Here is a 26240-nt window from a genome sequence, read left to right as displayed (position 1 = left end):
TTTTCGCTAGCGAACAAATTTTTAACATGCTCCTGTAATTGGGTGCAAATTAAGCATGGATTTAAAAGTTAATAACTTGATCTAGGTTGCAAAGCACACAGCTTTTACCCTTCAATCAGTGTTAGAATACTTGCCATCAAAACTAGACAAGATTGAATTGGAATTTAACGGAATGACCGAATTAAAAAACGATCGCTATTTACGCGCACTTTTAAAACAGCCTGTTGATTACACACCGGTATGGATGATGCGCCAAGCTGGCCGCTATCTTCCAGAGTATAAAGCAACGCGCGCTGAAGCGGGCGATTTCATGTCTTTGTGCAAAAACGCTGAACTAGCATCAGAAGTAACACTTCAACCTTTACGTCGTTTCCCGCTTGATGCGGCAATCTTGTTTTCTGACATCCTAACTATCCCAGATGCGATGGGGTTAGGTTTGTACTTCGAAACAGGTGAAGGCCCTAAGTTTGAACGCCCTATCACATGTAAAGCTGACGTAGAAAAGATTGGCCTACCGGATCCTGAAGGTGAACTTCAATACGTAATGAATGCCGTTCGTCAGATCCGTAAAGACCTGAAAGGCGAAGTGCCACTGATTGGTTTCTCTGGTAGTCCTTGGACATTGGCAACTTACATGGTTGAAGGCAGCAGTTCGAAGGCATTTACTAAAATCAAGAAGATGATGTATGCAGAGCCACAAACGCTGCACTTACTTCTAGATAAGCTGGCTGACACTGTTATTGAATACCTGAACGCGCAAATTAAAGCAGGTGCACAATCGGTAATGGTATTCGACACATGGGGTGGTGTACTTACTCCGCGTGACTACAACCTGTTCTCACTGCAGTACATGCACAAAATTGTCGATGGCCTAATTCGTGAAAACGAAGGTCGCCGTGTACCGGTTACTCTGTTCACTAAGAACGGTGGCATGTGGCTAGAATCTATCGCAGCGACCGGCTGTGATGCAGTTGGCCTAGACTGGACAATCAATATTGCTGATGCAAAAGCACGTATTGGCGATAAAGTGGCTCTACAAGGCAACATGGACCCATCAGTACTTTACGCACAACCTGAGCGTATTCGTGAAGAAGTCGGCACTATCCTTGAAGGTTTTGGTGACGGCGGTACTGGTCACGTATTTAACCTTGGCCATGGTATTCACCTAGATGTGCCACCAGAAAATGCTGGTGTATTTGTGGACGCAGTTCACGACCTATCTAAGCCATACCATAAGTAATTCAGTATGTGTTTTTAGAAAAAGCGCTGTCGAGAAATCGGCAGCGCTTTTTTATTATCTTTCTATCCGCACTCAATATCGACTAAATCATCGTTGATGTGCAGCTAATTAGGCATTTGGATCATGGCAGGCCAAATGCTCTGATACGTGCTTCCTGATATAGGGAATGACTTCACTTTCGAACCATGGGTTTTTCTTGAGCCAGATATTATTACGTGGTGAAGGGTGGGGAAGTGGCAAAAATTCTGGAGCCCAAGCCTGCCAGTTACGTACCGTTTCAGTGAGTGTGCTGGTGGCTTTCTCTTTTAGATAATAGTTTTGCGCATACTGACCAATCAGCAAGGTCATTTGGATGTTGGGCAGTGATTGCAGTACTTTTTTGTGCCATAGCGCAGCGCACTCCTTTCGAGGCGGTAGATCGCCACTTTTTCCCTTTCCTGGATAGCAAAAGCCCATCGGGACAATCGCGACTTTTTGTTCGTCATAAAACGTATCGCTGTCCATCTCTAGCCATTCTCTCAATCGCTCGCCACTGGCGTCGTTCCAAGGGATAGATGATTCATGAACCTTAATACCGGGTGCTTGGCCTATGATTAACAAGCGCGCGTTTGGGTGTGCCTGAATCACTGGGTTTGCACCGTGTGATAAATGAGGTTCACAAGCGGTGCATTGTCGTATCTCGGTGAGCAGTGACGAGAACATCAGTAGCCTTTATCAAAATCAATGGTGTGATTAAGTGTAAAACCATCTCGCCATTGTTGGTAATTATTGGCGAAGATCTCCACGACCTGTCTTGGCTCACTTAGAGCCGCAATGTGTGGTGTGATGGTTACTTGAGGCAATTTCCAAAACGGGTGTTCTTGTGTGAGAGGTTCGCATTCAAAGACATCTAAGAAAGCGTGTTCAACCCATTTATTCTTAATCGCAAGCAGTAACGCTTTATTATCTACGCTTTCCCCACGTCCCACATTAAACAGCAATACGTTAGAGCAGTAGCTTAAGGTGGTTTGATTCAGTAGTTGGTAGGTATCATCCGTTGATGGCAATGTGTTCACTACAATATCCGCTTGCTTGAGGGCGGCTTCTAATTCATTAATGTGGAAAGTTTCTTTGAAGGTTTCTTGCTTTGATGGGATACCTGTCCGGTTGACACCTATGGTGTGAATACCAAAAGCAGCAGCGGTTTTAGCTAAATGACTGCCAATTGACCCCGTTCCTAAAATCACCATGGTTTTGTCAGTTAGGCTAGTATAAAGCTGTGGCTGCCAGTTTCGTTGTACTTGTTGCTGGTGGTAGTGAGGAAAGTGTCTACAGTGGCTGATCGTGTAACCCAACACGTATTCAGCAATCGCAGGGCCGAAGATGCCTTTGACGTTGGTCAGCGTATAATCTTGGCGCAGATCCGGCTGAGTGAGTTTATTGATTCCTGCATAGGTACTTTGCATCCAGTCTAGATTTTTAAACTCATTAAGTCGCTCCGCTATTAAAGGAGGAGCTGCCAGTACGATCTCAGCTAATTCGGGGTTTTGAGTGATTTCGAGGTCAGGTAACCCTTGGTTTAGAATCAGTTGCGTATAGGTATCGTCATGCTCGGTAAGAATATAGAGCTTATTCGTAAAATTGTTCATCGGCTTACCTTTTCCCCCCAGGGTTTATCAAGTACACTTTCGCTGTCTTTTTCTGCAATTATTGAGTGACTATGCTTCAGAATCCACTGCAGGTTCGTCTTGAAAAGTTAGAACCTTGGCAACAAATTACTTTTATGGCGTGTCTATGTGAGCGTATGTATCCTAACTATGCCATGTTTTGTGAGAATACAGAATTTGCGGAAGCTCGAATCTACCGTGATGTTTTGGATAGCATTTGGGAAGTCCTAACCGTTAAAACGGCAAAGGTGAACTTTGAGCGTCAACTTGAGAAAGTAGAAGAGCTATTCCCTAGCGCAGATGATTTTGATTTCTATGGTGTTTACCCTGCAATGGACGCATGCCAAGGCTTAGCAACATTAATCCATGGTCTACTTGATCGTGAGCATATGTTGGAAGCGGTAATTAAAGTGAGTCAACAATCGGTGAAGACGGTTGCTGAGCTTGAGTTTGCTCAAGGCGCTGAAGAAGTGACGAACGAAAACCAGAAAGAAAACGAAGCGGTATGTGAAGAGTGGGACGTTCAGTGGGCCATTTTCCGACCTCTACGTGAAACGACTGAGCGTGACTTAGAGCTGATCAAAGACCTACGTCACGAACTGCGTGAAGACCCGGTCAGTAACATTGGTGTTGCACTATAATCTGCAATTGCATCAAGGTACGAGTAGAAACAAAGGCTCCCTAGGGAGCCTTTGTTGTATCTGACGCTATCAAATTTAGATTAAGCGTCTTTCTTGTCTTCTTTTTGAACCTTGCTTTCATCCGCTGACTTTGAGTCTGAGGTGTCGTTGTCTGCTAGAGTTTTTTCTTCTAGCTCGTCCTCTTCATCGCGGTTTTCGATAACACCGTGTGTCTCTTTCCAAGTTTCCCAGCGTTGGAACGCCAGTTCTTGCATGTCTGTGGTTTTATCTGCTTCGTCGACAATCTCTTCACCCACTAGGTGTTCAAAGATATCTTCTAGGGTGATGATGCCCTGAATTGTGCCGTACTCGTCCACAACTAAAGACAGTTGCAGGCGGTTTGCCATCATTTGGTCAAAGGCCTTAGCTAAGCCCATGTTGTTTAGCAAGACGTGGATAGGGCGCATCACTTCACCCAGAGCCTTCTCACCACAACCCGCTTGCTGCAATCTAAACAGCTCTAAGCGGTGGACAAAACCGATGATATTGTCAGTTTGCTCGCTGTAAACCAGTGGGCGTGAGAATGGCGTGTCTTTGTGTTGTTCTAGGAACGTATTGACACTCATTTCTGCATCGACGCGGAATACAACAGGGCGTGGTGTCATGACTTGAGTCACGGGTACATCTTGAATACCTAACAGATTGCTCAGAATTTTTGATTCACCTTCAGCAAATTCACCGCTCTCTTTTGCCAAAATAGCCATTGCAGATAGCTCATCACGCATTTTTGGTGCCTGGTGGCCGCGAGCTAAACGTTTGGTAATTTGCTCTGAGAACCACACAAATGGTGTTAGGAAAAAGACCATCCAGCGAAGCACATTTGATGATGCTGGAGCAAGTTGACGCCAGTAGGTTGCGCCAATGGTTTTTGGAACAATCTCAGACAGAACTAAAATACCCAGAGTTAATACGGCAGAGAATACGCCTAACCATTGGCTACCAAAAACGACTGCTGCTTGTGCACCCGCTGTCGCTGCACCTATGGTGTGCGCGATGGTGTTGAGCGTTAAAATTGACGCAAGTGGGCGGTCAATATCGGTTTTCAGTTTGTCTAATGACTCTGCTGCAGGGTGCCCATTTTGTTTTAGTTGAGCAATGTAGCTCGGACTAATACTCAAAAGTACAGCTTCCAAAACAGAACAAATGAAAGAAACTCCAATAGCAATGGAGACGTAAATAGTTAGCAGCAGCATGTTTGCCCTTAAATTAAATTGTACGCTTTAGCAGCGATTCAGCGTGGATTATAGAGAATAAGTAGTGGCTAGGTCATCATTAATTTTGCTCTCAGCCCCTTTTAAACAAGGGCTTGCTCAGTAAAATCAGTAACAAATTGTGAGTTATTACTCATATTATGGCTAAAACTACGGCATTAGAGCTAAAGATCGACGACAAACCTTTGCCAGATGGGGCATTTATGTTTTAGAGTGAATCGAATTCAAAAATACAAAGAAGGGAAACCTAAAATGAACAAGACTCAATTAATCGACTTTATTGCTGAAAAAGCGGACCTTTCTAAAGCACAAGCTAAAGCTGCTCTAGAAGCGACTCTTGGCGGTGTTACAGATGCTCTTAAAGATGGCGATCAAGTTCAGCTAATTGGTTTTGGTACTTTTAAAGTAAACCACCGTGCAGCTCGCACTGGCCGTAACCCAAAAACTGGTGACGAGATCCAAATCGCTGCTGCAAATGTTCCAGCATTTGTTGCAGGTAAAGCGCTGAAAGATTCAGTGAAATAATCTAAACTGTACCGAGGTAGTCGTATTCCACCTCGGTACAGGTTTTATGAAAAAAGCATTTCTTCTCGTTTCACTATTATCTACATTTCTCATTGGCTGTTCATCAACCAGCCCTCGCAAAAACCTAGAGCAATTTGAAACTCACACCGGCGGCCAAGTCATGGGCGACGCGACAAGTTTCTACTGGGTTACAAACAAGCTAACACAACCTCATACTTCAGCTGACTACGTCACTGTAGGCGATTACGGCTGGTACCAAACGGACTATGCTTGGTCGGAAGGTATACTTCGTGAATTTATTCGTGAAGGTGAGCAACGTAATTCTTCTAATGAGCTGGTTCCGTATAGTGTCCATGTGCGTTTTAATAAGTCAGGCGAAGCTGTATATCAGCAGTATCGTATTGATAGCAAAATTTTACCTATCCAAGTTAAGCAACTCGAAAGCTACCAGAAAGAAGCCAAGTCGGTTTTAGAAACTACGATGAAGCAGCATGACGAAGGGCTAAGACTGGTTCAGGGTTACTGGAATGGTCGTTCTTTTGAAACGTGTGCTGGTGGTGAGTTTGATCGCTTTGAATTTAATCAGACCTTGCCAAGCTTCGTGATCGATCGATTGGCGTCTGTGGAAAGCTATGCGGCGTTTCTTGGCAGTGATTCACTAGGTAAGATGAGCGTAGAAGAGTTACTGATGCTGGCTGAAGACAGCCATGATTGTGTCGTTAGGCCGTCATTGTTGAAAGAATAGCGATCAACTAAAGGATTGAGGGTATTTGGCTTGCTGTAGGCCAAGTGCTGATTTGTCTGTACAGGTACAGATTCCTAGAGAGATTGAGTGATAAAAAAGGCGCCTATCGAGGCGCCTTTTCTGTCATTTGCTTACTGTTATTGGAAAGTAAGCGAGTAACAAGATTGATTACTGTTCTTGCTCGCGCGCAATCGCACGGTAACCGATGTCATTGCGGTGGAACATACCATTCCAGCTAACTTGCTTCGTCAACGCGTAAGCGCGCTCCTGAGCTTCAGAAACCGTATTACCCAGTGCCGTTGCACAAAGTACACGGCCACCGTTTGTCACAACGTCGCCAGCTTCGTTATTTGTCGTACCCGCGTGGAAAACCTTTTGGCCTTCAACTTCGCTGGTTGGCAGTGAAATAACGTCACCTTTTGCGTAGTCAGCAGGGTAACCGCCAGCAGCAAGAACAACACCGATAGAAGCGCGTGGGTCCCACTTTGATTCTGCTTCGTCTAGCTTCTCATCGATAGCCATTAGGCAAAGTTCAACAAGGTCTGACTCCATACGCATCATGATAGGTTGCGTTTCAGGGTCGCCAAAGCGGCAGTTGTATTCGATAACCTTAGGCGTGCCGTCAGCATCGATCATTAGTCCTGCGTAAAGGAAACCAGTGTAAGGAGCGCCTTCTGCGTCCATACCACGTACCGTTGGATAGATAACTTCCTCAAGGATGCGGTTATGGATTTCAGGAGTTACCACTGGAGCTGGAGAGTAAGCACCCATGCCGCCAGTATTAGGGCCAGTGTCTTTGTCGCCAACACGTTTGTGATCTTGGCTAGTGGCCATAGGCAGAACGCTAGAACCGTCAACCATTACGATGAAGCTTGCTTCTTCGCCTTCAAGGAACTCTTCAATTACCACGCGGCTGCCTGCTTCGCCAAATGCGTTGCCTGCTAGCATGTCTTTGATTGCGTCTTCAGCTTCTTCAAGTGTCATCGCAACGATAACGCCTTTACCCGCCGCAAGACCGTCAGCTTTTACTACGATTGGAGCGCCTTGCTCGCGAACGTAAGCGATAGCTGGCTCAATCTCAGTGAAGTTTGAGTAGTAACCTGTTGGGATCTCATGGCGAGCTAGGAAGTCTTTGGTGAATGCTTTAGAGCCTTCAAGCTGTGCTGCCGCTTGAGTTGGACCGAAGATTGGTAGGCCAACTTCGCGGAATGCATCAACAACACCAATAACCAATGGTGCTTCAGGGCCAACGATAGTCAGTTCGATTTTTTTATCTTGAGCAAACGCGACTAAACCTGCGATGTCTTCAACGCCGATGTTTACGTTCTCAAGTTTAGGTTCAAGCGCAGTACCTGCGTTACCTGGAGCAATGAATACTGTTTCAACGTTTGGGTTTTGTGCCGCTTTCCAACCCAAAGCATGTTCTCTACCGCCAGCACCAATAATAAGTACATTCATGTTTTAAAATCCTTATAGCTGCTTCAGAGCCTTTATTTCTGTGTCAAACATGCTCACTTATGGTCATAAGCTCCGCGTGTTTTCCTTGAACTAAAGTCGCTGACTTGCTCTACGTATTTCAAATATCGGAATATTTAAAAAACAAAATTATAAGTTTTGCTCAAAGTAGTTGGTGATGTGGCTAGGCAGCAATTGAGCCCATCCCCGGAAGCATAGTCCACTATGTGACCGGGGTGGGCGAAAGCAGCTAACGACGCCACAGTGCCAAATACGAAGAGGAAATTAGTGGCGGAAGTGACGCATGCCCGTAAAGATCATCGCCATGCCGTGTTCGTCTGCTGCTGCGATAACTTCGTCATCACGCATAGAGCCGCCCGGTTGGATAACACACTTGATGCCCGCTTCTGCTGCCGCGTCGATACCGTCACGGAATGGGAAGAATGCATCTGATGCCATCACACAACCTTCAACCTGTAGACCTTCGTCTGCAGCTTTGATGCCTGCGATTTTCGCAGAGTAAACGCGGCTCATTTGGCCAGCGCCAACACCAATTGTCATGTCGCCTTTCGAGTAAACGATAGCGTTAGATTTAACGTATTTCGCTACTTTCCAGCAGAATAGGGCATCTTTTAGCTCTTCAGCTGTAGGTTGGCGCTTAGAAACCACTTTAAGGTCATCTTCAGACACCATGCCTTGGTCGCGGTCTTGAACTAGCAAACCGCCGTTAACGCGTTTCACGTCAAAACCAGTTGTCTTAGTTGTCCACTCACCGCACTCAAGCAGGCGAAGGTTTTTCTTAGCCGCTACGATTGCTACTGCTTCCGCAGAAACAGATGGTGCAATGATAACTTCAACGAATTGACGCTCAGTGATAGCCGTTGCTGTTGCAGCGTCTAGCTCACGGTTGAAAGCGATGATGCCGCCAAATGCAGACGTTGGGTCTGTTTTGAATGCACGGTCGTAAGCTTCTAGGATGTCTTCACCTAGTGCAACACCACATGGGTTAGCATGCTTAACAATTACACATGCTGGCTGGTCGAACTCTTTCACACACTCAAGTGCTGCGTCAGTGTCAGCGATGTTGTTGTAAGAAAGCGCTTTACCTTGGATTTGGCGAGCAGTAGAAACCGACGCTTCTTCAGGGTTCGCTTCAACGTAGAATGCTGCCGCTTGGTGGCTGTTCTCACCGTAGCGCATGTCTTGTTTCTTCTCGAACTGTTGGTTGAACGTGCGAGGGAATTTAGACTCTTCATCAGCCTTCTTTCCTTCTTCATCAAGTAGAGAGGCACCGTAAGATGGAACCATAGTGCCGAAGTAGTTTGCGATCATGCCGTCGTAAGAAGCTGTGTGCTCGAATGCTGCGATAGCGAGGTCGAAACGAGTCTCTAGCGTTAGAGATTTCTCGTTCGCGTCCATTTCAGCAACAACGCGCTCGTAGTCGTGTGCGTTAACAACGATAGTTACGTCTTTGTGGTTTTTCGCTGCAGAGCGAACCATTGTAGGACCGCCGATGTCGATGTTCTCAACAGCGTCAGCAAGGGTACAACCTTCTTTAGCAACGGTTTCTGCGAATGGGTATAGGTTTACAACAACCATATCGATAGGGTTGATACCGTGAGTTTCCATCACGTCATCATCTTGACCACGACGGCCTAGAACACCACCATGAACTTTTGGGTGCAGAGTCTTAACACGGCCATCCATCATTTCTGGGAAACCAGTGTAATCAGATACTTCTGTAACAGAGATGCCTTTTTCAGCAAGCAGGCGAGCAGTGCCACCGGTAGATAGGATATCTACACCACGGTTAGCAAGAGCTTGTGCAAATTCAACGATACCAGTTTTGTCTGATACGCTGATGAGAGCGCGGCGAATTGGACGAGCGTTATTCATGCTTCCATCTTCCTCAAATTCATGGGGTTAAAATAAAGATATTTGCCAAAAAAGAACTTGTTTCTATCTTCTTAGCGTGGAGTATCTTAGATACCAGTAAGAGATAAAATATTGGCCAGTTTTGGTAAAGACCTTTGGGGTGTTCTTATAATCAAGCTATAAGATAACCAACTCCAAATTTGATGGCGCAGATTCTAACTAATTTATTACAAAAAAGCTCGCGCAATCGTTTGGCATCTCAAAATTAATTATGAAAAGTGCCATTTCAGCCTGAAAAGTAACGATAAGGTTAATTGTGGAATGGACGGAACAGTAGGAAAAAACATGTTTCAGATCGGTGAATTAGCGAAACGATGCGGTGTGACAGCCGATACCTTACGGTTTTATGAAAAAAGTAACCTGATTGCTCCTGCCAGTCGCAGTGACTCAGGATATCGCTTATATGATGAAAACAATCAAAAACAGGTGACCTTTATTCTTAAATCTAAAGCGTTAGGGCTGAGTTTAGATGAAATTAAGGAATTGCTCGAGATTCGCTTGGAAGCAACGCAGCACAGTTGCTCGGAAGTGAAAGCCATCACAACGGCAAAGCTGACACTTATTGATGAAAAAATCAGTGAACTTGGCAGAATACGCACGGCATTAAAGAAGATTAATGATGCTTGCTGCGGACATGTAGATGACGATGCGAGCCATTGTTCTATCTTAGGTGCTTTGGCGAGCGAAGATAAACAAAGCTCATGCTGTGCTGCTGATGGTAAATAGCTGAGAAGGTCCCCCGTTAGGGAGAGAGGTTTACTATGGTTGATAACCCTAGGAAGCTTGCAGTATTTTGGCTCTTAGTTGAGCGTCAATTTTTAAAGTGGGTAGGTTATTATGGTAAAGCGTGACTTGGTTGCGGCCAGTCTGCTTTGAAGAGTACATGGCTCTATCAGCTTGAGCCAATAGTTCTTTTATGGTTTTAAGATGTGGTGTGTATTCAGCAACACCGATGCTGACTGTTGGGTAGATGATGTGGCCGTCTACGGTGCATGGTGTTGATTCAATCGTTTTACGAATCGTCTCTGCAACGTAATAAGCTTCAATGGCACTGGTGTGTGTGAGAATGACACCGAATTCTTCGCCACCCAAGCGACCTAGATAATCATCGCAGTCTATTGACTGTTGGCATAAACTCGCGACTTGAACGATTACCTCATCACCAGAGAGGTGGCCAACTTGATCATTGATTTCTTTGAAGTGGTCTATGTCTATCATCAAACAAGTTAAGCTTTGCTTAGGCGGTTGACTGAACTCTTTTTCCAACCCAAGTAAAAAGGCTCGTCTATTTAAAATCCCAGTTAGCTCATCGATTTCAGCGAGTTCTATCAGCTCAGCTTCACGTTGCTGTGCTTTAGTAATATCTCGCTCTTGCCACAGCACGTATTGCTTTTCTGGCGAGAGATACAATGGCTTTAATGTCGATTCAAAATATCGATCGTCTGATTCTTCACCTTGAGCGAAAAGTTGTTCAATAGAAAGCTGAAGTTGCTGACAGGGCGCAAGAGAGTATTGAATGTATTGAATTTCGCGACTGGAATAAGCTTGCTTTGCCGCCTCTAATAGCTGCTTTTCAACCGAGGGAGGCAACAGTTCTGAAACTGTGTGGTGATTTGGATTGTCAAAGTTTTCAACAATACGTCCGGATGTATCCAACAGAAGATGACGATCAGGCAGTTCACGGATCAGTGTGCTAAGCCATTCTTCCCTTTTCATATCAAGCATGTAGCTTCCAGACGATTAGATTAATGGGTCATTATATCGGTAGTGATTACGTTATCAATCGTTACATCTCATTAATTGATTGATAATTGTTCGCTTGTTGCCATATAAACAAAAAAAAGCCGAGTTCAATAAAGAGCTCGGCTTCTAATTCAATAAATTACGAAAGAACGATTAGTTCATGCCGTATTTTTTAAGTTTCTTGCGAAGAGTACCGCGGTTAATACCCATCATGGTTGCTGCGCGAGTTTGGTTACCGCGAGTGTACTGCATGATAGTGTCTAGTAGTGGCTGTTCAACTTCAGCTAATACTAATTCGTATAACTCGCTGACTTCTTGACCGTTTAATTGAGCAAGGTAATTTTTCAATGATGCTTTAACTGAGTCACGTAGTGGCTTCTGCGTGATTTGGTCTTGTGATGTAACTGTAGTTACTGTCAATGCTTCTGAAGTCAGATTTTGTTCGAACATATTCGGTCTAGCTCTTCTCGTAATTATGGTGCAACGTTATCAAAAAAACCTTCTAGCGCTTCAAGCTGCAGATCACCTGCTTCGAATGCGTTGAAGGTACGGCGAAACTCACTCGCTTGTTCATGCTCTTTTAGATACCAACCCACATGCTTACGAGCGATGCGAGGGCCTAAAAACTCTCCATAAAATTCATGTAGAGCGAGCACATGACCAAGCATGATGTCTTTCACTTCCGAAATCGGGAGTGGGTCCATCGTGGTGCCGTTTTCCAAATAGTGTAGGATTTCGTTAAAAATCCAAGGACGCCCTTGGGCAGGTCGACCTATCATTAAAGCATCAGCGCCGGTGTACTCCAGCACAAACTTCGCTTTTTCCGGACTATCGATATCACCGTTAGCGATAACCGGAATAGATACTGCTTGTTTCGCTGCTTTAATGTGTTTGTATTCTGCCTCACCTTTGTACATACAAGCGCGAGTTCTCCCGTGAAGGGCAAGAGCTTGTATGCCGCAGTCTTCGGCTATTTTCGCGATTTGGACACAGTTTCTATTGTCTGTATCCCAGCCTGTGCGCGTTTTCAACGTTACTGGAACGTCGACAGCATTTACCACAGCCTTCAGAATATCTTCAATGAGTTCTGGATGCTGAAGCAGGGCTGAGCCCGCAAGCTTCTTATTCACTTTTTTTGCTGGGCAACCCATATTGATATCGATGATTTGCGCACCGTTAGCAACATTGAATTGAGCAGCCTCGGCCATAAGCTGTGGATCTGCACCAGCGATTTGTACTGAACGAATGCCCGATTCGCCTTCATGTACCATACGCTGCTGAGATTTTGACGTTTTCCAAACTTTCGGATTGGAGGACATCATTTCACTGACTGCCATCCCCGCACCGTAACGAAGACACAACTCACGGAATGGTCTATCCGTTACGCCAGCCATAGGAGCGACGATTAGATTGTTCTTAAGTTGATAATTTCCGATTTTCAAAAATGTCATCACAGTTCTGTACCAGCAAGGGCGCGCATTTTACGCATTTTTTCGCTGCGTGAAAAGACTAATATTTGAGCATTTACAATTTGTTTTTGTAATTCGTTTAAATTTCAATCAATTAGCGCCCAAAGTCTTACCTAGCCTTGCTTGCGACCAGAGATTCGACACCATTCTTGTTGTTCAATGATCGGATCAATGTGAAGCTCATCACGATAATAAGTTGCAACATCTTCCGCTTGTGTATCTAAAACACCCGACATTGCTAGTACACCATTTGGCTTTACTAGACCTTTAATGATGCCAGAAAGGTCGCGTAGTGGACCTGCAAGAATGTTGGCAACAACAACGTCAGCAAGTAAACCTTCCGGTTGATCTTGTGGTAAGAACACTTCTAGTTGCTCTGCCACGCCATTGCGTTGTGCGTTGTCTTTTGATGCAAGCAGGGCTTGAGGATCAATGTCGATCCCGATAACTTTTGCCGCGCCAAGTTTGATCGCAGCGATCGCTAGGATGCCTGAACCACAACCGAAATCGATCACGGTTTTGCCTGTCAGGTCTAGGCCTTCAAGCCATTCAAGACACAATGCTGTTGTTGGGTGAGTACCGGTACCAAATGCAAGACCAGGGTCTAGCATGACGTTTACAGCGTCAGGTTCAGGGATATCGCGCCAGCTAGGGCAAATCCATAAACGCTCACCAAACTTCATTGGGTGGAAGTTGTCCATCCATTCACGTTCCCAATCCTTGTCTTCAATTTGCTCTACTTTGTGAGCAAAGTCTGCAGGGAACATGTTGCTTGCTTTAATCTGCGCTAGAACGACACCAGTGTCAGTCTCAGCGTCGTAAAGCGCGAGAATGTCAGTATCACCCCAAAGGCGAGTTTCGCCCGGCAGAGGCTCAAATACAGGGGTATCTTGTGCATCCAGGAAAGTTACAGAAAGAGCACCAGTCTCTTCCATTAACATGTCGCCGATTTGTTCGGCATTTTCATTGGTAGCATTAAGCTTGATTTGAATCCAAGGCATGGCTGCATCTTCTATATGAGAAAAATTGGATGGCGAGTCTAGCAGAAAATATGAGCAAATTCACCAAAACCCCACGGAATATAATGGGGATGATGAATTGATTATTGCGAGTATTTACAAACAAAAATGCCCACCGAAGTGAGCATTTATTACTGTTCTACAGAGAACGAATTACGGAAGGCTAGCGTCTATTGTAGACCAAGCTTCTTCTCAAGGTAGTGGATGTTTGCCCCACCGTGTTGGAAGTTTTCGTCGTTCATAATAGACAGTTGAAGCTCAGTATTAACGTTAATACCTTCAACAATCATTTCACCCAATGCGTTCTTCATGCGAGCGATAGCAACATCACGGTTCTCACCGTAAGTGATCAGCTTACCAATCATTGAATCGTAGTGTGGTGGCACTGTGTAACCCGTGTAGATGTGAGACTCCCAACGTACGCCCATACCACCTGGAGCATGGAAACGCGTGATCTTACCCGGAGAGGGTAGGAAACGCACCGGATCTTCTGCATTGATACGACATTCGATTGAGTGGCCGCGCAGCTTAATATCATCCTGTGTGAATGATAGAGGCTGACCAGCAGCAATGCGAAGTTGCTCTTTCACTAGATCGATACCCGTTACCATTTCAGTAATCGTGTGCTCAACCTGGATGCGAGTGTTCATTTCAATGAAGTAGAACTCACCGTTCTCGTATAGGAATTCAAATGTACCTGCGCCGCGGTAACCAATCTCAAGACATGCACGAGTACAACGGTCGCCGATGTATTTACGCATTTCTTCAGTGATACCTGGTGCTGGTGCTTCTTCCACAACTTTCTGGTGACGACGCTGCATTGAACAGTCACGCTCACCTAGGTGGATAGCATTACCTTGACCATCTGCAAGCACTTGTACTTCAATGTGACGTGGGTTTTCTAGGAATTTTTCCATGTAAACCATGTCGTTATTGAAACATGCTTTTGCTTCAGCACGAGTCATTGCGATAGCTTCTGTTAGTTCTTTTTCAGTACGAACAACACGCATACCACGACCGCCGCCGCCGCCAGAAGCCTTGATGATTACAGGGAAACCAATGCGCTTAGCGTGCGCTTTGTTTTTCGCTTCGTCGTCGTCAAGAGGACCGTCAGAACCTGGTACACAAGGTACACCCGCTTTTTTCATTGACGTGATAGCTGACACTTTGTCACCCATCATGCGAATGGTTTCAGCTTTAGGGCCAACGAAGATAAAACCACTGCGCTCTACCTGTTCTGCAAAATCTGCATTTTCAGATAGGAAGCCGTAGCCAGGGTGGATAGCGACTGCACCCGTTACTTCAGCAGCGCTGATGATACGAGGAATGTTCAGGTAGCTATCGATACCACGAGCTGGACCGATACAAATGGTTTCGTCAGCAAGCAGTACGTGCTTAAGATCGCGGTCAGCTGTTGAGTGAACCGCTACCGTTTTGATGCCAAGCTCTTTACATGCTCGCAGAATACGCAGTGCAATTTCACCACGGTTCGCGATTACTAATTTATCTAACATAATGAGTGCTCTCTATTATTCGATAATTACTAGAGCTTGGTCGAATTCTACTGGTTGACCGTCTTCAACTAGGATAGCCGTTACAACACCAGATTTATCAGCTTCGATTTGGTTCATCATTTTCATTGCTTCAACGATACATAGCGTTTCGCCAGCAGTTACAGATTGACCAACCTTAACGAATGGTTTTGCATCTGGGCTTGGAGCGCCGTAGAAAGTACCAACCATTGGAGAAAGAACTTGGTGACCAGCAGGAACTGCAGGAGCTGCCGCTTCTGCAGCTACAGGTGCCGCCGCAGGTGCTGCTGCCGCTACAGGAGCTGGAGCTGCTGCATATTGAATAGGCGCTGCAGATACAGGGCTGTTACGACTGATTCGTACTGACTCTTCACCTTCAGAGATCTCTAGCTCAGAAATACCAGACTCTTCAACCAATTCGATTAGCTTCTTGATTTTGCGAATATCCATTGTTTCTTTCTCTTTATCTGTTGATTGAACTTACTCTTTGACTGAGTAGGTTAGTAATAGTTCGTTGTTTTTATTTACTTTGCGTTGAGCTTGTTGAGCGCAGCGGTCAAAGCAAATTGATAACCTTGGGCACCTAAGCCACAAATCACACCTTCTGCTTTATCAGACAGGTAAGAGTGGTGACGGAATGGTTCACGTGCGTGAACATTCGATAGGTGAACCTCAATAAATGGGATAGCAACACCAAGTAGTGCATCACGCAACGCCACACTGGTATGTGTAAAGGCCGCTGGGTTGATAATAATGAAATCAACATTTTGATAAGCACTATGGATAGCTTCAATCAGCTCATACTCACGATTTGACTGTAAGTGAGATAGCTCAACATCGTGTGTTTTCGCTTGCTCGGTCAATGAGCTAATAATCTGGTCAAGTGTTTGAGAACCGTAGTGTGCAGGCTCTCTAAGGCCTAACAGATTAAGGTTTGGTCCATTTAAAACTAGAATGCGAAACTTTGTAGACATTGTGGGGCTATCTTCCTTTATCGTGTTTACGAACGTGAATGTTGCCATTTTATTGAAAATTTGGGGATAATTTCCAGTAAGAAAAACCCAAATTTAAAAATTAGAACCAGATTATAGCTAATTCAGCGCAAATCGCAGCAATTTACTGGTCTAATCTCCTATTGAGAGAGTGTGAGATTGTTACCAACTTAACAAAAAAGCGCCTTAGCCTTAATTTTGTCGAGGATATTTGAGATCAAGATCAGCCATAAAAAAACCGCCACATAGGTGACGGTTTAGAAAGGAGCTGTTTTAAACAGTAATTACGTAATGTGACGGGTTGCTTATGCCAGTTCCGCTTTCTCTGCAATCAGCTTATCGACCACGCTTGGGTCTGCCAGTGTCGACGTATCGCCTAGGTTGCCAGTATCGCCAGTGGCAATCTTACGCAGGATACGACGCATGATTTTACCTGAACGAGTTTTTGGTAATGAGTCGGTCCAGTGCAGTACATCTGGCGTTGCGATTGGGCCTATCTCTTTGCGTACCCAGTCTTTCACTTCTTTATGAAGCTCTGCGGTCGGGAATTCACCATCATTCAACGTGATGTAAGCGTAAATCGCTTGGCCTTTAATATCATGAGGGATACCTACAATCGCAGCCTCTGCGATCTTATCAAATGCGACTAGAGCCGATTCAATCTCAGCGGTACCCATACGGTGACCTGATACGTTCAGAACGTCATCAACACGGCCAGTAATCCAGTAGTAACCGTCTTCATCACGACGAGCACCATCACTGGTGAAGTACATGCCTTTAAAGGTCGAGAAGTAAGTTTGTTCGAAACGGTCATGATCGCCGTGAACGGTACGCATCTGGCCTGGCCAAGAGTCAAGAATCACTAGGTTGCCGTCTGTTGCACCCTCAATGATGTTACCCATGTTATCAACCAGCGCCGGTTGCACACCGAAGAATGGACGCGTCGCTGAGCCCGGTTTTAGGTCTGTTGCGCCTGGTAGCGGTGCAATCAAGATTCCGCCCGTTTCTGTTTGCCACCATGTATCAACAATTGGAGACTGCTCATTACCGATTGTTTTGTAGTACCACTCCCACGCCTCTGGGTTGATAGGTTCACCCACTGAGCCCATGATTCTTAGGCTGTCACGAGACGTGCCTTCAACGGCTTCATTGCCTTTCGCCATCAAAGCGCGAATCGCTGTTGGTGCAGTATAAAGAATATTAACTTGGTGCTTATCGACCACTTCACTCATGCGGCTGGTGTTCGGGTAGTTCGGCACGCCTTCAAACAGAATGGTTTTTGCACCATTGGCAAGCGGTCCGTAAACAAGGTATGTGTGACCGGTAATCCAACCCACATCGGCTGTACACCAGAAAGTTTCGCCTTCTTGGTAATCGAACACGTATTTGAAGGTCATTGCTGCATAAACGAGGTAACCACCTGTAGTGTGCATAACACCCTTAGGTTTGCCTGTTGAGCCTGACGTATAAAGGATGAATAGTGGATCTTCTGCGTTCATCTCTTCTGGTGGGCAATCTGCAGATACATTAGCAATAGCATCGTGCCACCATACATCGCGGTGTTCGTGCCATGCAACATCGCCGCCAGTACGTTTGAATACTACAACCTTTTCGATGTTCTTCACTTCAGGATTCGTCAGTGCTTCATCGACATTTTTCTTCAGTGGAACCGCACGGCCACCACGCACGCCTTCATCGGCAGTGATAACGACTTTAGAATTTGAATCGATAATACGACCAGACAGTGCTTCTGGGGAGAAACCGCCAAATACCACTGTGTGAACCGCCCCGATACGGGTACATGCCAGCATGGCAACCGCAGCTTCAGGAACCATTGGCATGTATAAACAAACTACATCACCTTTGCGCACGCCTTGCTCTTTTAGAGCATTTGAAAACAGGCACACTTCTTTGTGTAGTTCATTAAAAGTTAGAGTTTTGTCATCCGCCGGATCATCGCCTTCCCAGATGATAGCGACTTCATCACCGCGCTCAGCAAGGTGGCGGTCGATACAGTTAGCCGAAACGTTAAGCGTGCCATCTTCAAACCAGCGAATATCAATGTGGCCAGGGTCGAAAGAGGTATTTTTTACCTGTGTGAAAGGTTTAATCCAATCAACGATTTTTCCGTGTTCACCCCAAAAGCCTTCAGGGTCAGAAACAGATTGCTGGTACATGGCTAGGTAAGTGTCATTATCCGCGTGTGTGGTTGATTTAATATTTTCTTTTACCGGATAAACGTGGGCTTCACTCATTGCATCTCTCCTTGTGCCTACATTCCTAATGAACTGGCAACTTCCTTTGTGTTCAGTTTCTAGGTCTATTACAGAACCGTCGTTGTGTTATCACTCTCGACTAGGACGGCGATTTCCACAATTAGACTTTAGGATGAGACGTTGCTTTTCACTTACAAAATAGCGAGTTAAGTTCATTTTTGAGATGTTGCTCTCTATGTGAAGCGCCAGTGGTTGAATTAAGAATAAGAAGAGTTGAAACGGGGCAGATCACCATGTTTCAGGCGAACAAAGATCAGGGCGGCGGAGATAGCGTCTTGTAATGCATCATGTTTATTGACGGGGATAGGTAAATCGAGCTGGCGACAGATGGCGTCCATACTGAGATCAAAATAGGCATTGGGCAGCTGTCTTTCGAGTTTGTCTTGGTAGAGTTGGCTCACTTCGACTAATCGGTTAGGCAGTGGAAATCCAAGCTGTTTTAAACAGGCGCGGTCGAGAATCTTTTTGTCATAGCGGATGTGATAGCCGACTAAAGGACGATTTCCAATGAAGTTAAGTAGCTCGATTAAAGCCTGTTTTTCTTCGATGCCATGCTTTAGATCTTGATGACGAATGCGGTGGATTTTTATTGAATTGCAATCGAGTGATTGCGGGGCGCGCAATCGGACTTCAAAAGGTTGGCTGGTAATGATTCGGTTACCGATGATCTTGGTCGCAGCAATGGTGACTAATTCTGCCTGATTGGGGTCGAGGCTGGTGGTTTCACAATCGAGAGATACGTATTCGTGATTAGCAGGCGCAGTAAACAGAGGCTGATAAGTAGAGCCTTTGAGTTTATGATGCCAGTAATAACGAACCAATCTATTCATCGTTCAATCGCCTAATCCCGTATCTGATAGTGGTAGCCAAGCCATTGCTTGAATTTTTTGACCACATGCAAGCTATGGCGAAGCAGGTCTCTGTCTGCTCGCTCCATCAATTTGACGTTAATCTTGTTGCTACTGTGCTGCTGAGAAAGTCTTTGGGCTAAGCGCCACTTAAAGAACTGTTTGAGTGCTTCACTAAGGTTATCGGCGGTACTTTGCTCAAGCACTTTCTTACAGACCAACTGTTCAATGCGTTCGAAGGTGTTGTTTACCGTGACACCATGCTCAAGACAGAGTGCCCTCACACCATGCACGATAGGGAAAATACCGCCTTGTTTGATATCGAGCCCTGACTTGGATTGTTTAACATTGCCAAACAGGGTGAGGGGTACTGAGAAGTTCAGAGCCGGTCGGCAGAATTCAGTCAGAATCAATTCTTGTCCGAGCATCAAATCACTTAGGTGCTGCTTTACGGGTTTTAATAACTCTCTATTACCCGCAACGGCGTGTGCATCCGCCATGATCGCGATATCCATCACGGTGTCTGGCGTGGCTTTTTTTACCCAATGGGTGAGGGTTTGTTTCCACTCTTGTTCTGAATGCACCCATTTCGGGTTGTTGACCATCACGTTGCCCGGGCACAGTGGGTAACCCAATTGTTGAAGGGTGTGGGTGAGGTCGTTCATGGCACTTTGGCATTGATGCCACTCCAAGCCATCTTGAATTATTAGCGCGTTGTCTTGATCGGTTTTGAGGATTTGTTCTCCACGGCCTTCGGAGCCCAACACGATGAGGCAGCAATGATTATGCAGTGCGGGTGGGATAACCAACTCAAACGCTTTCTCTATTATCTGTTCATTAACGGCTGAAATTAGCTCCATGATGAAGCGCGTGCGAATGCCGTTACTGAGTAGGCTTTCGACCAGTTGACGTTGTTTGTTGGAGGCTAATGCGAGCTCTTCAATGCTGGTGGATCGCGCAATACGCAAAGTGAGCACGTGAGAGTGAGTGGAGAATGCACTGAGGATTTGTGTCATATCCACCATGCCGACAGCATCTAGACCGTCACAAACCATCAACCTTTTTACCCGGTTTCTGGTCATGGTAATCATGGCATTAAATAAGAAATCCCCTTGGTTTACGTGCATCACTGGAAATGTTGCAATCTCGCCAACGGGCGCGTCCTGTGGGAAGTTATCGAGCATTACAGCGTGCAATAAATTGGTTCGTGTGACGATCCCATACGGTAAGGAGCCTGAACCAAAATCTTTTATGCCTTTGTCGTCTAAATGCACCAGCGCCGAGTCTAAGCCTTGCTCTTTTAGGATTTGAGTGACTTGGTTGATGGGTTGCCCTGGCTCAAGAATCAGTGGTGGGTGATAAATAGAGTCATCCACTTTGGTCAATATAAACTCGGCAAGGTTTTGTTGCTGCTGAGCGGCCTCAATCAGAGCTTTCCGTGTCGACAGGTTACTATCAAAGTAGGCGGCAAATTGACCATTGGCGTGATAAAGATCGAGAAAAACATCGGTAGGCAGTAGGTAGCTTAAGGTGTCTTCGAGTGCGATATATTGATGTTTGGTGTGAGGTTCAAACTGGCTGCGCACATCAAAAATATCGTCATTGGCGTAATGTGCGTAAATCTCACCATCACTGCTCGCGCGCTCTTCAACGGCTCCTTTGATCAGGATATGCAGGTGTCTGCTCGGCCTATCTGCTTCCAGTATCACTTCTTGAGAGCGGTAATACACCACGTCTAATGAAGAGCGAAGCTTCAATTGTTCCGTATCGGACAGGCTATCGAAGGGTGGGTGCTGCATATTAAATTTTTCAGGCATAAGCATCACAAGAAGTGGGAGTCTTTAATCAGTCTGACAAAATACCAGCGAAGCTCCAGACGACTTTAGTCTAAATGCAGACTAGATATCGATGAACGTGATATAGCTTGGTGATAAGTGATAAGTGATAAGTGATAAGTGATATCTAGGCTAATTGAATATAGGAATGCTATCCCAGTAATAATTCCCTTTTTCATCCTACTCTAGATAGGCATAATTGGAGCCGCCTTTTTCCGCACACTTTATAGGTTATTTATGTTTAGCCCCTCTCCTTACGGATGGATATCTCAGTATTTTCTTGGTTTCTTTTTTGCGTATGGTGTGTACTTGCCATTTTGGGCGTTGTGGTTTGAAGACCAAGGCGTTTCTGCAGGGGACATCGGTGTATTGATTGGTATTGGTTTTGCGACTCGCTGTGTTGCTAACCTTGTGATTACGCCGCGCATCCATAACGTAGAGAATCTTTTGCCCGCTCTGCGCTGGTTGAGCTTCGCCTCATTGTTATTTGTTGGTTTCCACTTCTTTACTGGAGGCAGTTTTCTATTGATGCTGTTGGCAACAGTATTGTTTAACCTGTGTTGTGGGCCGGTTATCCCTCTTTCTGACGCAATGGCTAACCATTACAGTCGTCTTAAGATGCTTGACTATGGACGCACTCGTTTATGGGGTTCGATTGCTTTTATTGCGGGTTCAACCGTGGTGGGTTATTTAGTCGCACAGTTCGGCACTGATATGATTTTGTATACAGCGCTTGTTGGTGTGCTGTTGTCGTTAGTGTTGGCGATGAGAAACCCTAACGTGATGCCAGTAACGCAATCTGAGAAACAAGCAGTGCGACCAAAATTAGGTGAGTTACTGCGTGAGTCGTCTGTGGTTAAATTTTTGGCCTTGATGGCGTTGCTGCAAGGTAGCCATGCGGCTTACTACAGTTTTAGTGCGATTTACTGGAAAGAAGCCGGTCACTCAGAAGCGATTATTGGTTATTTATGGAGCCTAGGCGTTGTTGCTGAGGTGGCTGTGTTTGCTCTCAGTAAGCGCTTATTCTCTGGCTGGTCAATGCGTACTCTATTCGTGGTAGCTGCAATCGGTGTGATGGCTCGTTGGGGGATTACCGCATCAACAACGGCGATTTTCGCCTTGGTTATGGTGCAAATGCTGCATGGTGTGACGTTTGCTATGGCGCATATCGCAGCCATTCAATACATTCAATCAGAAGAACAGAATAAAATGGTCGCGCTGCAAGCTCTGTATAACGCGATCCCATTGGGGGCTGTTATCGCACTAATGACGACCTTAAGTGGTTGGGGCTATGAGCTTTGGGGGGCAAACATCTTCTGGGGTATGGCCGCGATGGGGGCTCTTGCTCTGTTCATTAAGTTGGACGAGAGAAGTTCAGTGGTTGAGATTAATCAATCAGGTTCGGAACAATTAGAATCTAACAGCAAATGCTGATAATTAGAGTCTGAAGCACAGAATTTAAGCGATTCGATTGAGTTAATGACCCATCCTTAGTTAAATGAAACCTCTCCCTTATGGAGAGGTTTTTTTATGGATGAAAAAGGGTTTTTAATGCAAGGATGGATAGTAATTCCAGTCTCTTTAGCCTATTTGGGCGTGTTATTTCTGATCGCTTGGTATGGAGACAGGCAGGTTCGCTGGCTATCGCGTTGGCGCCCATGGATCTATAGTCTTTCGATTGCAGTGTATTGTACCTCTTGGACTTTCTATGGAACGGTCGGACAGGCGAGCAATAACCCATGGTCCTTTTTACCCATCTATCTCGCCCCCATTCTGGTCTTTACACTCGGGTGGCGGATCTTGGCGCGGTTGATCCTGATTGCAAAGCGTGAACACATCACTTCAATTGCCGACTTTATCGCGGCTCGTTATGGAAAATCTCAGGGCTTGGCTGTTGCCGTCACCGTGATTGCCGTGGTCGGTATTCTTCCTTATATCGCGCTACAGCTGCGTGGTATTACGATGGGGCTAGATATTGTTGCGCCAAACCTAGCGTCTGATTTCGGTTATCAGGATTATCACGTCTCTTGGTTTGTGGTCGGTGCTTTGGCCATTTTTACCATGCTGTTTGGTACAAGACACATTGATAACACAGAACATCACCGTGGCATGATGATGGCGGTGGCGTTTGAATCTATCGTTAAGCTTGCAGCATTCTTGATTGTTGGCCTGTTTATTATCTACCTGGCGATGAGCAGTGACAAAATTGACTTGTTTGATGTGGCGGCTTCCACCTACGAATCGCCTAATATTCCGACCTTAATTATTCATACCGTTTTGACCATGTTGGCGATTGTCTGTCTGCCGCGTCAATTCCACACCATGGTGGTTGAGAACGAACGTCCTCAAGATTTGCATACCGCTCGCTGGTTGTTTCCTCTTTATTTGATTTTGATGGGCCTGTTTGTGCTGCCAATTGCTTGGGCAGGACAAGGGCTGCTCACCGACATGCCGGCTGATACTTACGTGATCAGTGTACCAATGGCAGAAGGTGCGAATCACATTGCTTTGTTAGCTTTCCTCGGAGGTACTTCGGCGGCGAGTGGCATGGTGATTGTCTCGACCATCGCATTAGCGATCATGGTATCGAATGATTTAGTGATGCCATTGCTGCTGCGCCGTATGCGCCTAACTCAAAGAACCCATCGACATTTTTCTGGCATGTTGCTGGTGATTCGACGCGGGTTGATTTTACTGCTGTTACTGGGTGCTTGGCTGTTCTATCAAGCGCTCGATACCATTCACTCACTGTCGGCGATTGGCTTTCTTTCCTTTGCGGCGATTGCTCAATTCGCGCCAGCACTTATTGGTGGTTTGTACTGGCGTCCGGGCAACCGGAAGGGGGTTTATGTCGGCTTAATGGTGGGCTCGTTGATTTGGCTGATCACCCTGATGAGCCAAACCAGTATGCTGGCGGGCGATAGTGAAAGTAACCTTTTACTGTGGATTATCACGCCACCAGAGTTGCTCAACAGTTGGGAGATCAGCAGTTCAAACTGGGGGATTGTGCTGAGTATTTTACTGAATACTTTGTGTTATGCCGTGGTTTCTATGGTGACCAGACCAAGCCTAAGTGAGCGTTTACAATCGGCTGCTTTTATTGGCACACCATTACCAGAAAATGAGAACATCAGCCTCTATCAGAGCCGTGTGACGGTCGCTGAATTAGAAATGCTGGCGTCTCGTTTTGTGGGGCGTAAGCGTGCGAAAAGTGCCTTACAGAGTTATTGGCAACAGCACGGGCAGCCGCTACTTCCTAACCAACAAGCGCCCGCAAGCCTGATTCGACATGCAGAACGTGTGCTCGCTGGTGTATTCGGTGCATCTTCAGCTAAGTTAGTACTTACTTCGGCCTTGCAGGGCAGAAATATGCAGCTTGAGGAAGTGGCGACCATCGTTGATGAAGCCTCTGAACTGTACGATTTCAGCCGTGGTTTACTGCAAGGTGCGATTGAACATATTGGTCAAGGCATTGCCGTAATTGACAAACAAATGAGGCTGGTGGCGTGGAATCAACGTTACTTAGAACTGTTTGAGTTCCCTGCAGGCTTGATTCAGGTGGGTCGACCCATTTCAGATGTAATTCGTCACAATGCTGAGCAAGGTTTGTGTGGCCGAGGCGACCCAGAAGATCACGTTCGACGCCGTGTTTATCACCTTGAGCAAGGCACGCGACACACCTCATCTCGTATTCGTCCGGATGGTCGAGTGATTGAGGTGCAAGGTAACCCAATGCCAAGTGGTGGCTTCGTCATGAGCTTTACCGATATCACGGTTTTCAGACAAGCAGAGCAAGCGCTAAAAGATGCTAATGAAAGCTTGGAATCGAGAGTCCATGAACGAACTCAAGAGCTCGAGAAGCTTAACCATCGTTTGGTAAAGGCGACGCAAATATCTGACCAAGAATCACAATCTAAGAGTCGTTTTCTTGCGGCTGTTAGTCACGATTTGATGCAGCCATTAAATGCTGCTCGCTTGTTTGCTTCTTCGCTATCTGAGGTCGCAAAAGAACAAGAGGAGAAGCAGCTTTCTTCTCATATCGAAAGTGCGTTGGGTGCGGCTGAAGATCTGATTGGCGACCTGCTTGATATCTCGCGATTGGAGTCAGGAAAATTAGAAACCAACATTCACGCGATTGCCGTGCATGATGTACTGACCAACCTGAATGCAGAATTTAGCGCTTTAGCGACACAGCAAAAAATACAGTTTCAGATGATTCCATCGTCACTGTTTATTCACTCTGACCCTAAGTTATTAAGACGAGTGATTCAGAACTTTTTAACGAATGCGTTTCGCTATAACCCTGAAGGGAAAGTGGTCCTCGGTGCGAGACGAGTGAATGATCAGGTACGAATTGATGTGTGGGATAACGGAACCGGTATCGATGAAGACAAGCAACAAGAGATCTTCGAAGAGTTTACGCGAGGTAGCCAAGTACGAGCCGATCAGGGGTTGGGATTAGGGTTGGCGATTTCGAAAGGGATTGCTCATGTGCTTGGTCATCAAATATCGATGCGTTCATGGCCGGGAGAAGGTAGCGTCTTTTCCATCACCTTAGCGAGAGCAGAGCAGGTGGCTCCGGTTGTACAAGCTTCGACGCCAATGGCGACCAGTGACATCGAACATCTGAAAATACTGTGTGTCGATAATGAGCGCGAGATTTTAGTCGGCATGGAGAACTTGATTGGTCGTTGGGGCTGTGAGGTTAAGACCGCCGTCGACTTAGTCGAAAGTTTGAAGTGTCTCGATGATGATTGGCAGCCGGATGTGATTTTCTCTGATTATCGCCTCGATAATGGCCGAACGGGTCTCGAAGTGTTGCAACAATGCCGTTTACGTCTTGGAGATTCTTTTGAAGGGGTCATTATCAGTGCAGATAGAACCGATGACATGCTGGCAGCAATAAAAGCCAATAGCTTCAGCTTTATCGCTAAACCCGTCAAGCCGCTAAAACTCAGAGCGGTTCTAAATCGGGTGAGTTAATTAGGAATAATCAGCTCGAATTCCTAATTAATGAACGGATGTAAAAAAGGCCTCGGATGAGGCCTTTTTTGTTTCAGTAAGGATCGTTAATGCCTATTCGCTTTTT

Annotated in this window: 22 protein-coding genes; 7 read left to right on the top strand and 15 right to left on the bottom strand. The window is 45.8% G+C overall.

What is annotated here, in order from left to right:
- Positions 1-172: 172 nt before the first annotated feature.
- A complete protein-coding gene (hemE, locus tag AB4513_RS04845; protein ID WP_004729761.1) occupies positions 173-1240 on the top strand; it encodes a uroporphyrinogen decarboxylase in 1068 nt (355 codons plus the stop codon).
- A 108-nt stretch (positions 1241-1348) separates the two neighbouring features.
- Here hemE and AB4513_RS04840 read toward each other — a convergent pair whose 3' ends face one another.
- Together AB4513_RS04840 and AB4513_RS04835 are read right to left on the bottom strand one after the other, a co-directional pair.
- A complete protein-coding gene (locus AB4513_RS04840) occupies positions 1349-1942 on the bottom strand; it encodes a uracil-DNA glycosylase family protein (RefSeq protein WP_009844680.1) in 594 nt (197 codons plus the stop codon).
- Complete coding sequence (locus tag AB4513_RS04835; RefSeq protein WP_009844681.1) at positions 1942-2868, bottom strand: D-2-hydroxyacid dehydrogenase; 927 nt, start codon at positions 2866-2868, stop codon at positions 1942-1944. Before AB4513_RS04835 ends, AB4513_RS04840 begins: the two co-directional genes overlap by 1 nt.
- A 71-nt stretch (positions 2869-2939) precedes the next feature.
- Here AB4513_RS04835 and AB4513_RS04830 point away from each other — a divergent pair, with 71 nt between their 5' ends.
- On the top strand, positions 2940-3527 hold the full coding sequence (locus tag AB4513_RS04830; protein WP_009844682.1) for a YjaG family protein: 588 nt from the start codon (positions 2940-2942) through the stop codon (positions 3525-3527).
- An 80-nt stretch (positions 3528-3607) separates the two neighbouring features.
- Here the strand turns inward: AB4513_RS04830 and AB4513_RS04825 are convergent, their stop codons facing one another.
- Complete coding sequence (locus tag AB4513_RS04825) at positions 3608-4759, bottom strand: CNNM domain-containing protein (protein WP_009844683.1); 1152 nt, start codon at positions 4757-4759, stop codon at positions 3608-3610.
- A 270-nt stretch (positions 4760-5029) separates the two neighbouring features.
- On the opposite strand from AB4513_RS04825, the gene hupA reads away from it, so the two are divergent.
- Together hupA and AB4513_RS04815 are read left to right on the top strand one after the other, a co-directional pair.
- Positions 5030-5302: a nucleoid-associated protein HU-alpha gene (hupA, locus tag AB4513_RS04820; protein ID WP_004729753.1), complete on the top strand. Its 273-nt coding sequence runs from the start codon at positions 5030-5032 to the stop codon at positions 5300-5302.
- A 46-nt stretch (positions 5303-5348) separates the two neighbouring features.
- The gene (locus tag AB4513_RS04815; RefSeq protein ID WP_009844684.1) at positions 5349-6047 is read left to right on the top strand and encodes a DUF1481 domain-containing protein; all 699 of its coding nucleotides are present in this window, start codon (positions 5349-5351) and stop codon (positions 6045-6047) included.
- A gap of 168 nt (positions 6048-6215) precedes the next feature.
- Here AB4513_RS04815 and purD read toward each other — a convergent pair whose 3' ends face one another.
- Positions 6216-7505, bottom strand: a complete 1290-nt coding sequence (purD, locus tag AB4513_RS04810; protein WP_009844685.1) for a phosphoribosylamine--glycine ligase — start codon at positions 7503-7505, stop codon at positions 6216-6218.
- 282 nt (positions 7506-7787) lie between these two features.
- Positions 7788-9398: a bifunctional phosphoribosylaminoimidazolecarboxamide formyltransferase/IMP cyclohydrolase gene (gene purH, locus AB4513_RS04805; protein WP_009844686.1), complete on the bottom strand. Its 1611-nt coding sequence runs from the start codon at positions 9396-9398 to the stop codon at positions 7788-7790.
- 324 nt (positions 9399-9722) lie between these two features.
- On the opposite strand from purH, the gene zntR reads away from it, so the two are divergent.
- Positions 9723-10163, top strand: coding sequence for a Zn(2+)-responsive transcriptional regulator (gene zntR / locus AB4513_RS04800; RefSeq protein WP_009844687.1), 441 nt, complete (start codon positions 9723-9725; stop codon positions 10161-10163).
- Between the two features lie 48 nt (positions 10164-10211).
- Here the strand turns inward: zntR and AB4513_RS04795 are convergent, their stop codons facing one another.
- The 10 genes from AB4513_RS04795 to AB4513_RS04750 all read right to left on the bottom strand — a co-directional run bounded on the left by AB4513_RS04795 (position 10212) and on the right by AB4513_RS04750 (position 21139).
- Positions 10212-11162, bottom strand: coding sequence for a GGDEF domain-containing protein (locus AB4513_RS04795; RefSeq protein WP_009844688.1), 951 nt, complete (start codon positions 11160-11162; stop codon positions 10212-10214).
- A gap of 171 nt (positions 11163-11333) precedes the next feature.
- On the bottom strand, positions 11334-11630 hold the full coding sequence (gene fis, locus AB4513_RS04790; RefSeq protein WP_004729744.1) for a DNA-binding transcriptional regulator Fis: 297 nt from the start codon (positions 11628-11630) through the stop codon (positions 11334-11336).
- Between the two features lie 23 nt (positions 11631-11653).
- Positions 11654-12622 (bottom strand): tRNA dihydrouridine synthase DusB, encoded by a 969-nt coding sequence (gene dusB / locus AB4513_RS04785; protein ID WP_009844689.1) that lies wholly within the window; start codon positions 12620-12622, stop codon positions 11654-11656.
- Positions 12623-12762: 140 nt separating this feature from the next.
- The gene (prmA, locus tag AB4513_RS04780) at positions 12763-13650 is read right to left on the bottom strand and encodes a 50S ribosomal protein L11 methyltransferase (RefSeq protein ID WP_009844690.1); all 888 of its coding nucleotides are present in this window, start codon (positions 13648-13650) and stop codon (positions 12763-12765) included.
- Between the two features lie 188 nt (positions 13651-13838).
- Positions 13839-15182, bottom strand: a complete 1344-nt coding sequence (gene accC / locus AB4513_RS04775; RefSeq protein WP_009844691.1) for an acetyl-CoA carboxylase biotin carboxylase subunit — start codon at positions 15180-15182, stop codon at positions 13839-13841.
- Positions 15183-15197: 15 nt separating this feature from the next.
- Positions 15198-15650 (bottom strand): acetyl-CoA carboxylase biotin carboxyl carrier protein, encoded by a 453-nt coding sequence (gene accB, locus AB4513_RS04770; protein ID WP_004729736.1) that lies wholly within the window; start codon positions 15648-15650, stop codon positions 15198-15200.
- Positions 15651-15724: 74 nt separating this feature from the next.
- Positions 15725-16174 carry a type II 3-dehydroquinate dehydratase gene (gene aroQ, locus AB4513_RS04765; RefSeq protein WP_009844692.1) on the bottom strand — a complete coding sequence of 150 codons (450 nt, stop codon included), beginning with the start codon at positions 16172-16174 and terminating at the stop codon, positions 15725-15727.
- A 323-nt stretch (positions 16175-16497) separates the two neighbouring features.
- Positions 16498-18447, bottom strand: coding sequence for an acetate--CoA ligase (acs, locus tag AB4513_RS04760; protein WP_009844693.1), 1950 nt, complete (start codon positions 18445-18447; stop codon positions 16498-16500).
- A 218-nt stretch (positions 18448-18665) separates the two neighbouring features.
- The gene (locus tag AB4513_RS04755) at positions 18666-19298 is read right to left on the bottom strand and encodes a 3'-5' exonuclease (protein ID WP_009844694.1); all 633 of its coding nucleotides are present in this window, start codon (positions 19296-19298) and stop codon (positions 18666-18668) included.
- Between the two features lie 11 nt (positions 19299-19309).
- Positions 19310-21139, bottom strand: a complete 1830-nt coding sequence (locus AB4513_RS04750) for a DUF294 nucleotidyltransferase-like domain-containing protein (RefSeq protein WP_009844695.1) — start codon at positions 21137-21139, stop codon at positions 19310-19312.
- Between the two features lie 249 nt (positions 21140-21388).
- On the opposite strand from AB4513_RS04750, the gene AB4513_RS04745 reads away from it, so the two are divergent.
- Both AB4513_RS04745 and AB4513_RS04740 read left to right on the top strand, forming a co-directional pair.
- Entirely contained in the window at positions 21389-22585 is a 1197-nt protein-coding gene (locus AB4513_RS04745; protein WP_009844696.1) for a 3-phenylpropionate MFS transporter, read from the top strand.
- Between the two features lie 117 nt (positions 22586-22702).
- Complete coding sequence (locus AB4513_RS04740; RefSeq protein WP_032554989.1) at positions 22703-26134, top strand: PAS domain-containing hybrid sensor histidine kinase/response regulator; 3432 nt, start codon at positions 22703-22705, stop codon at positions 26132-26134.
- The last annotated feature ends 106 nt before the right edge of the window (positions 26135-26240 follow it).

The sequence above is a fragment of the Vibrio sp. 10N.222.54.E6 genome, from assembly GCF_041473955.1.
Taxonomy (GTDB): Bacteria; Pseudomonadota; Gammaproteobacteria; order Enterobacterales; family Vibrionaceae; genus Vibrio; species Vibrio tasmaniensis_A.
This window is presented reverse-complemented; position numbering and strand designations above follow the sequence as displayed.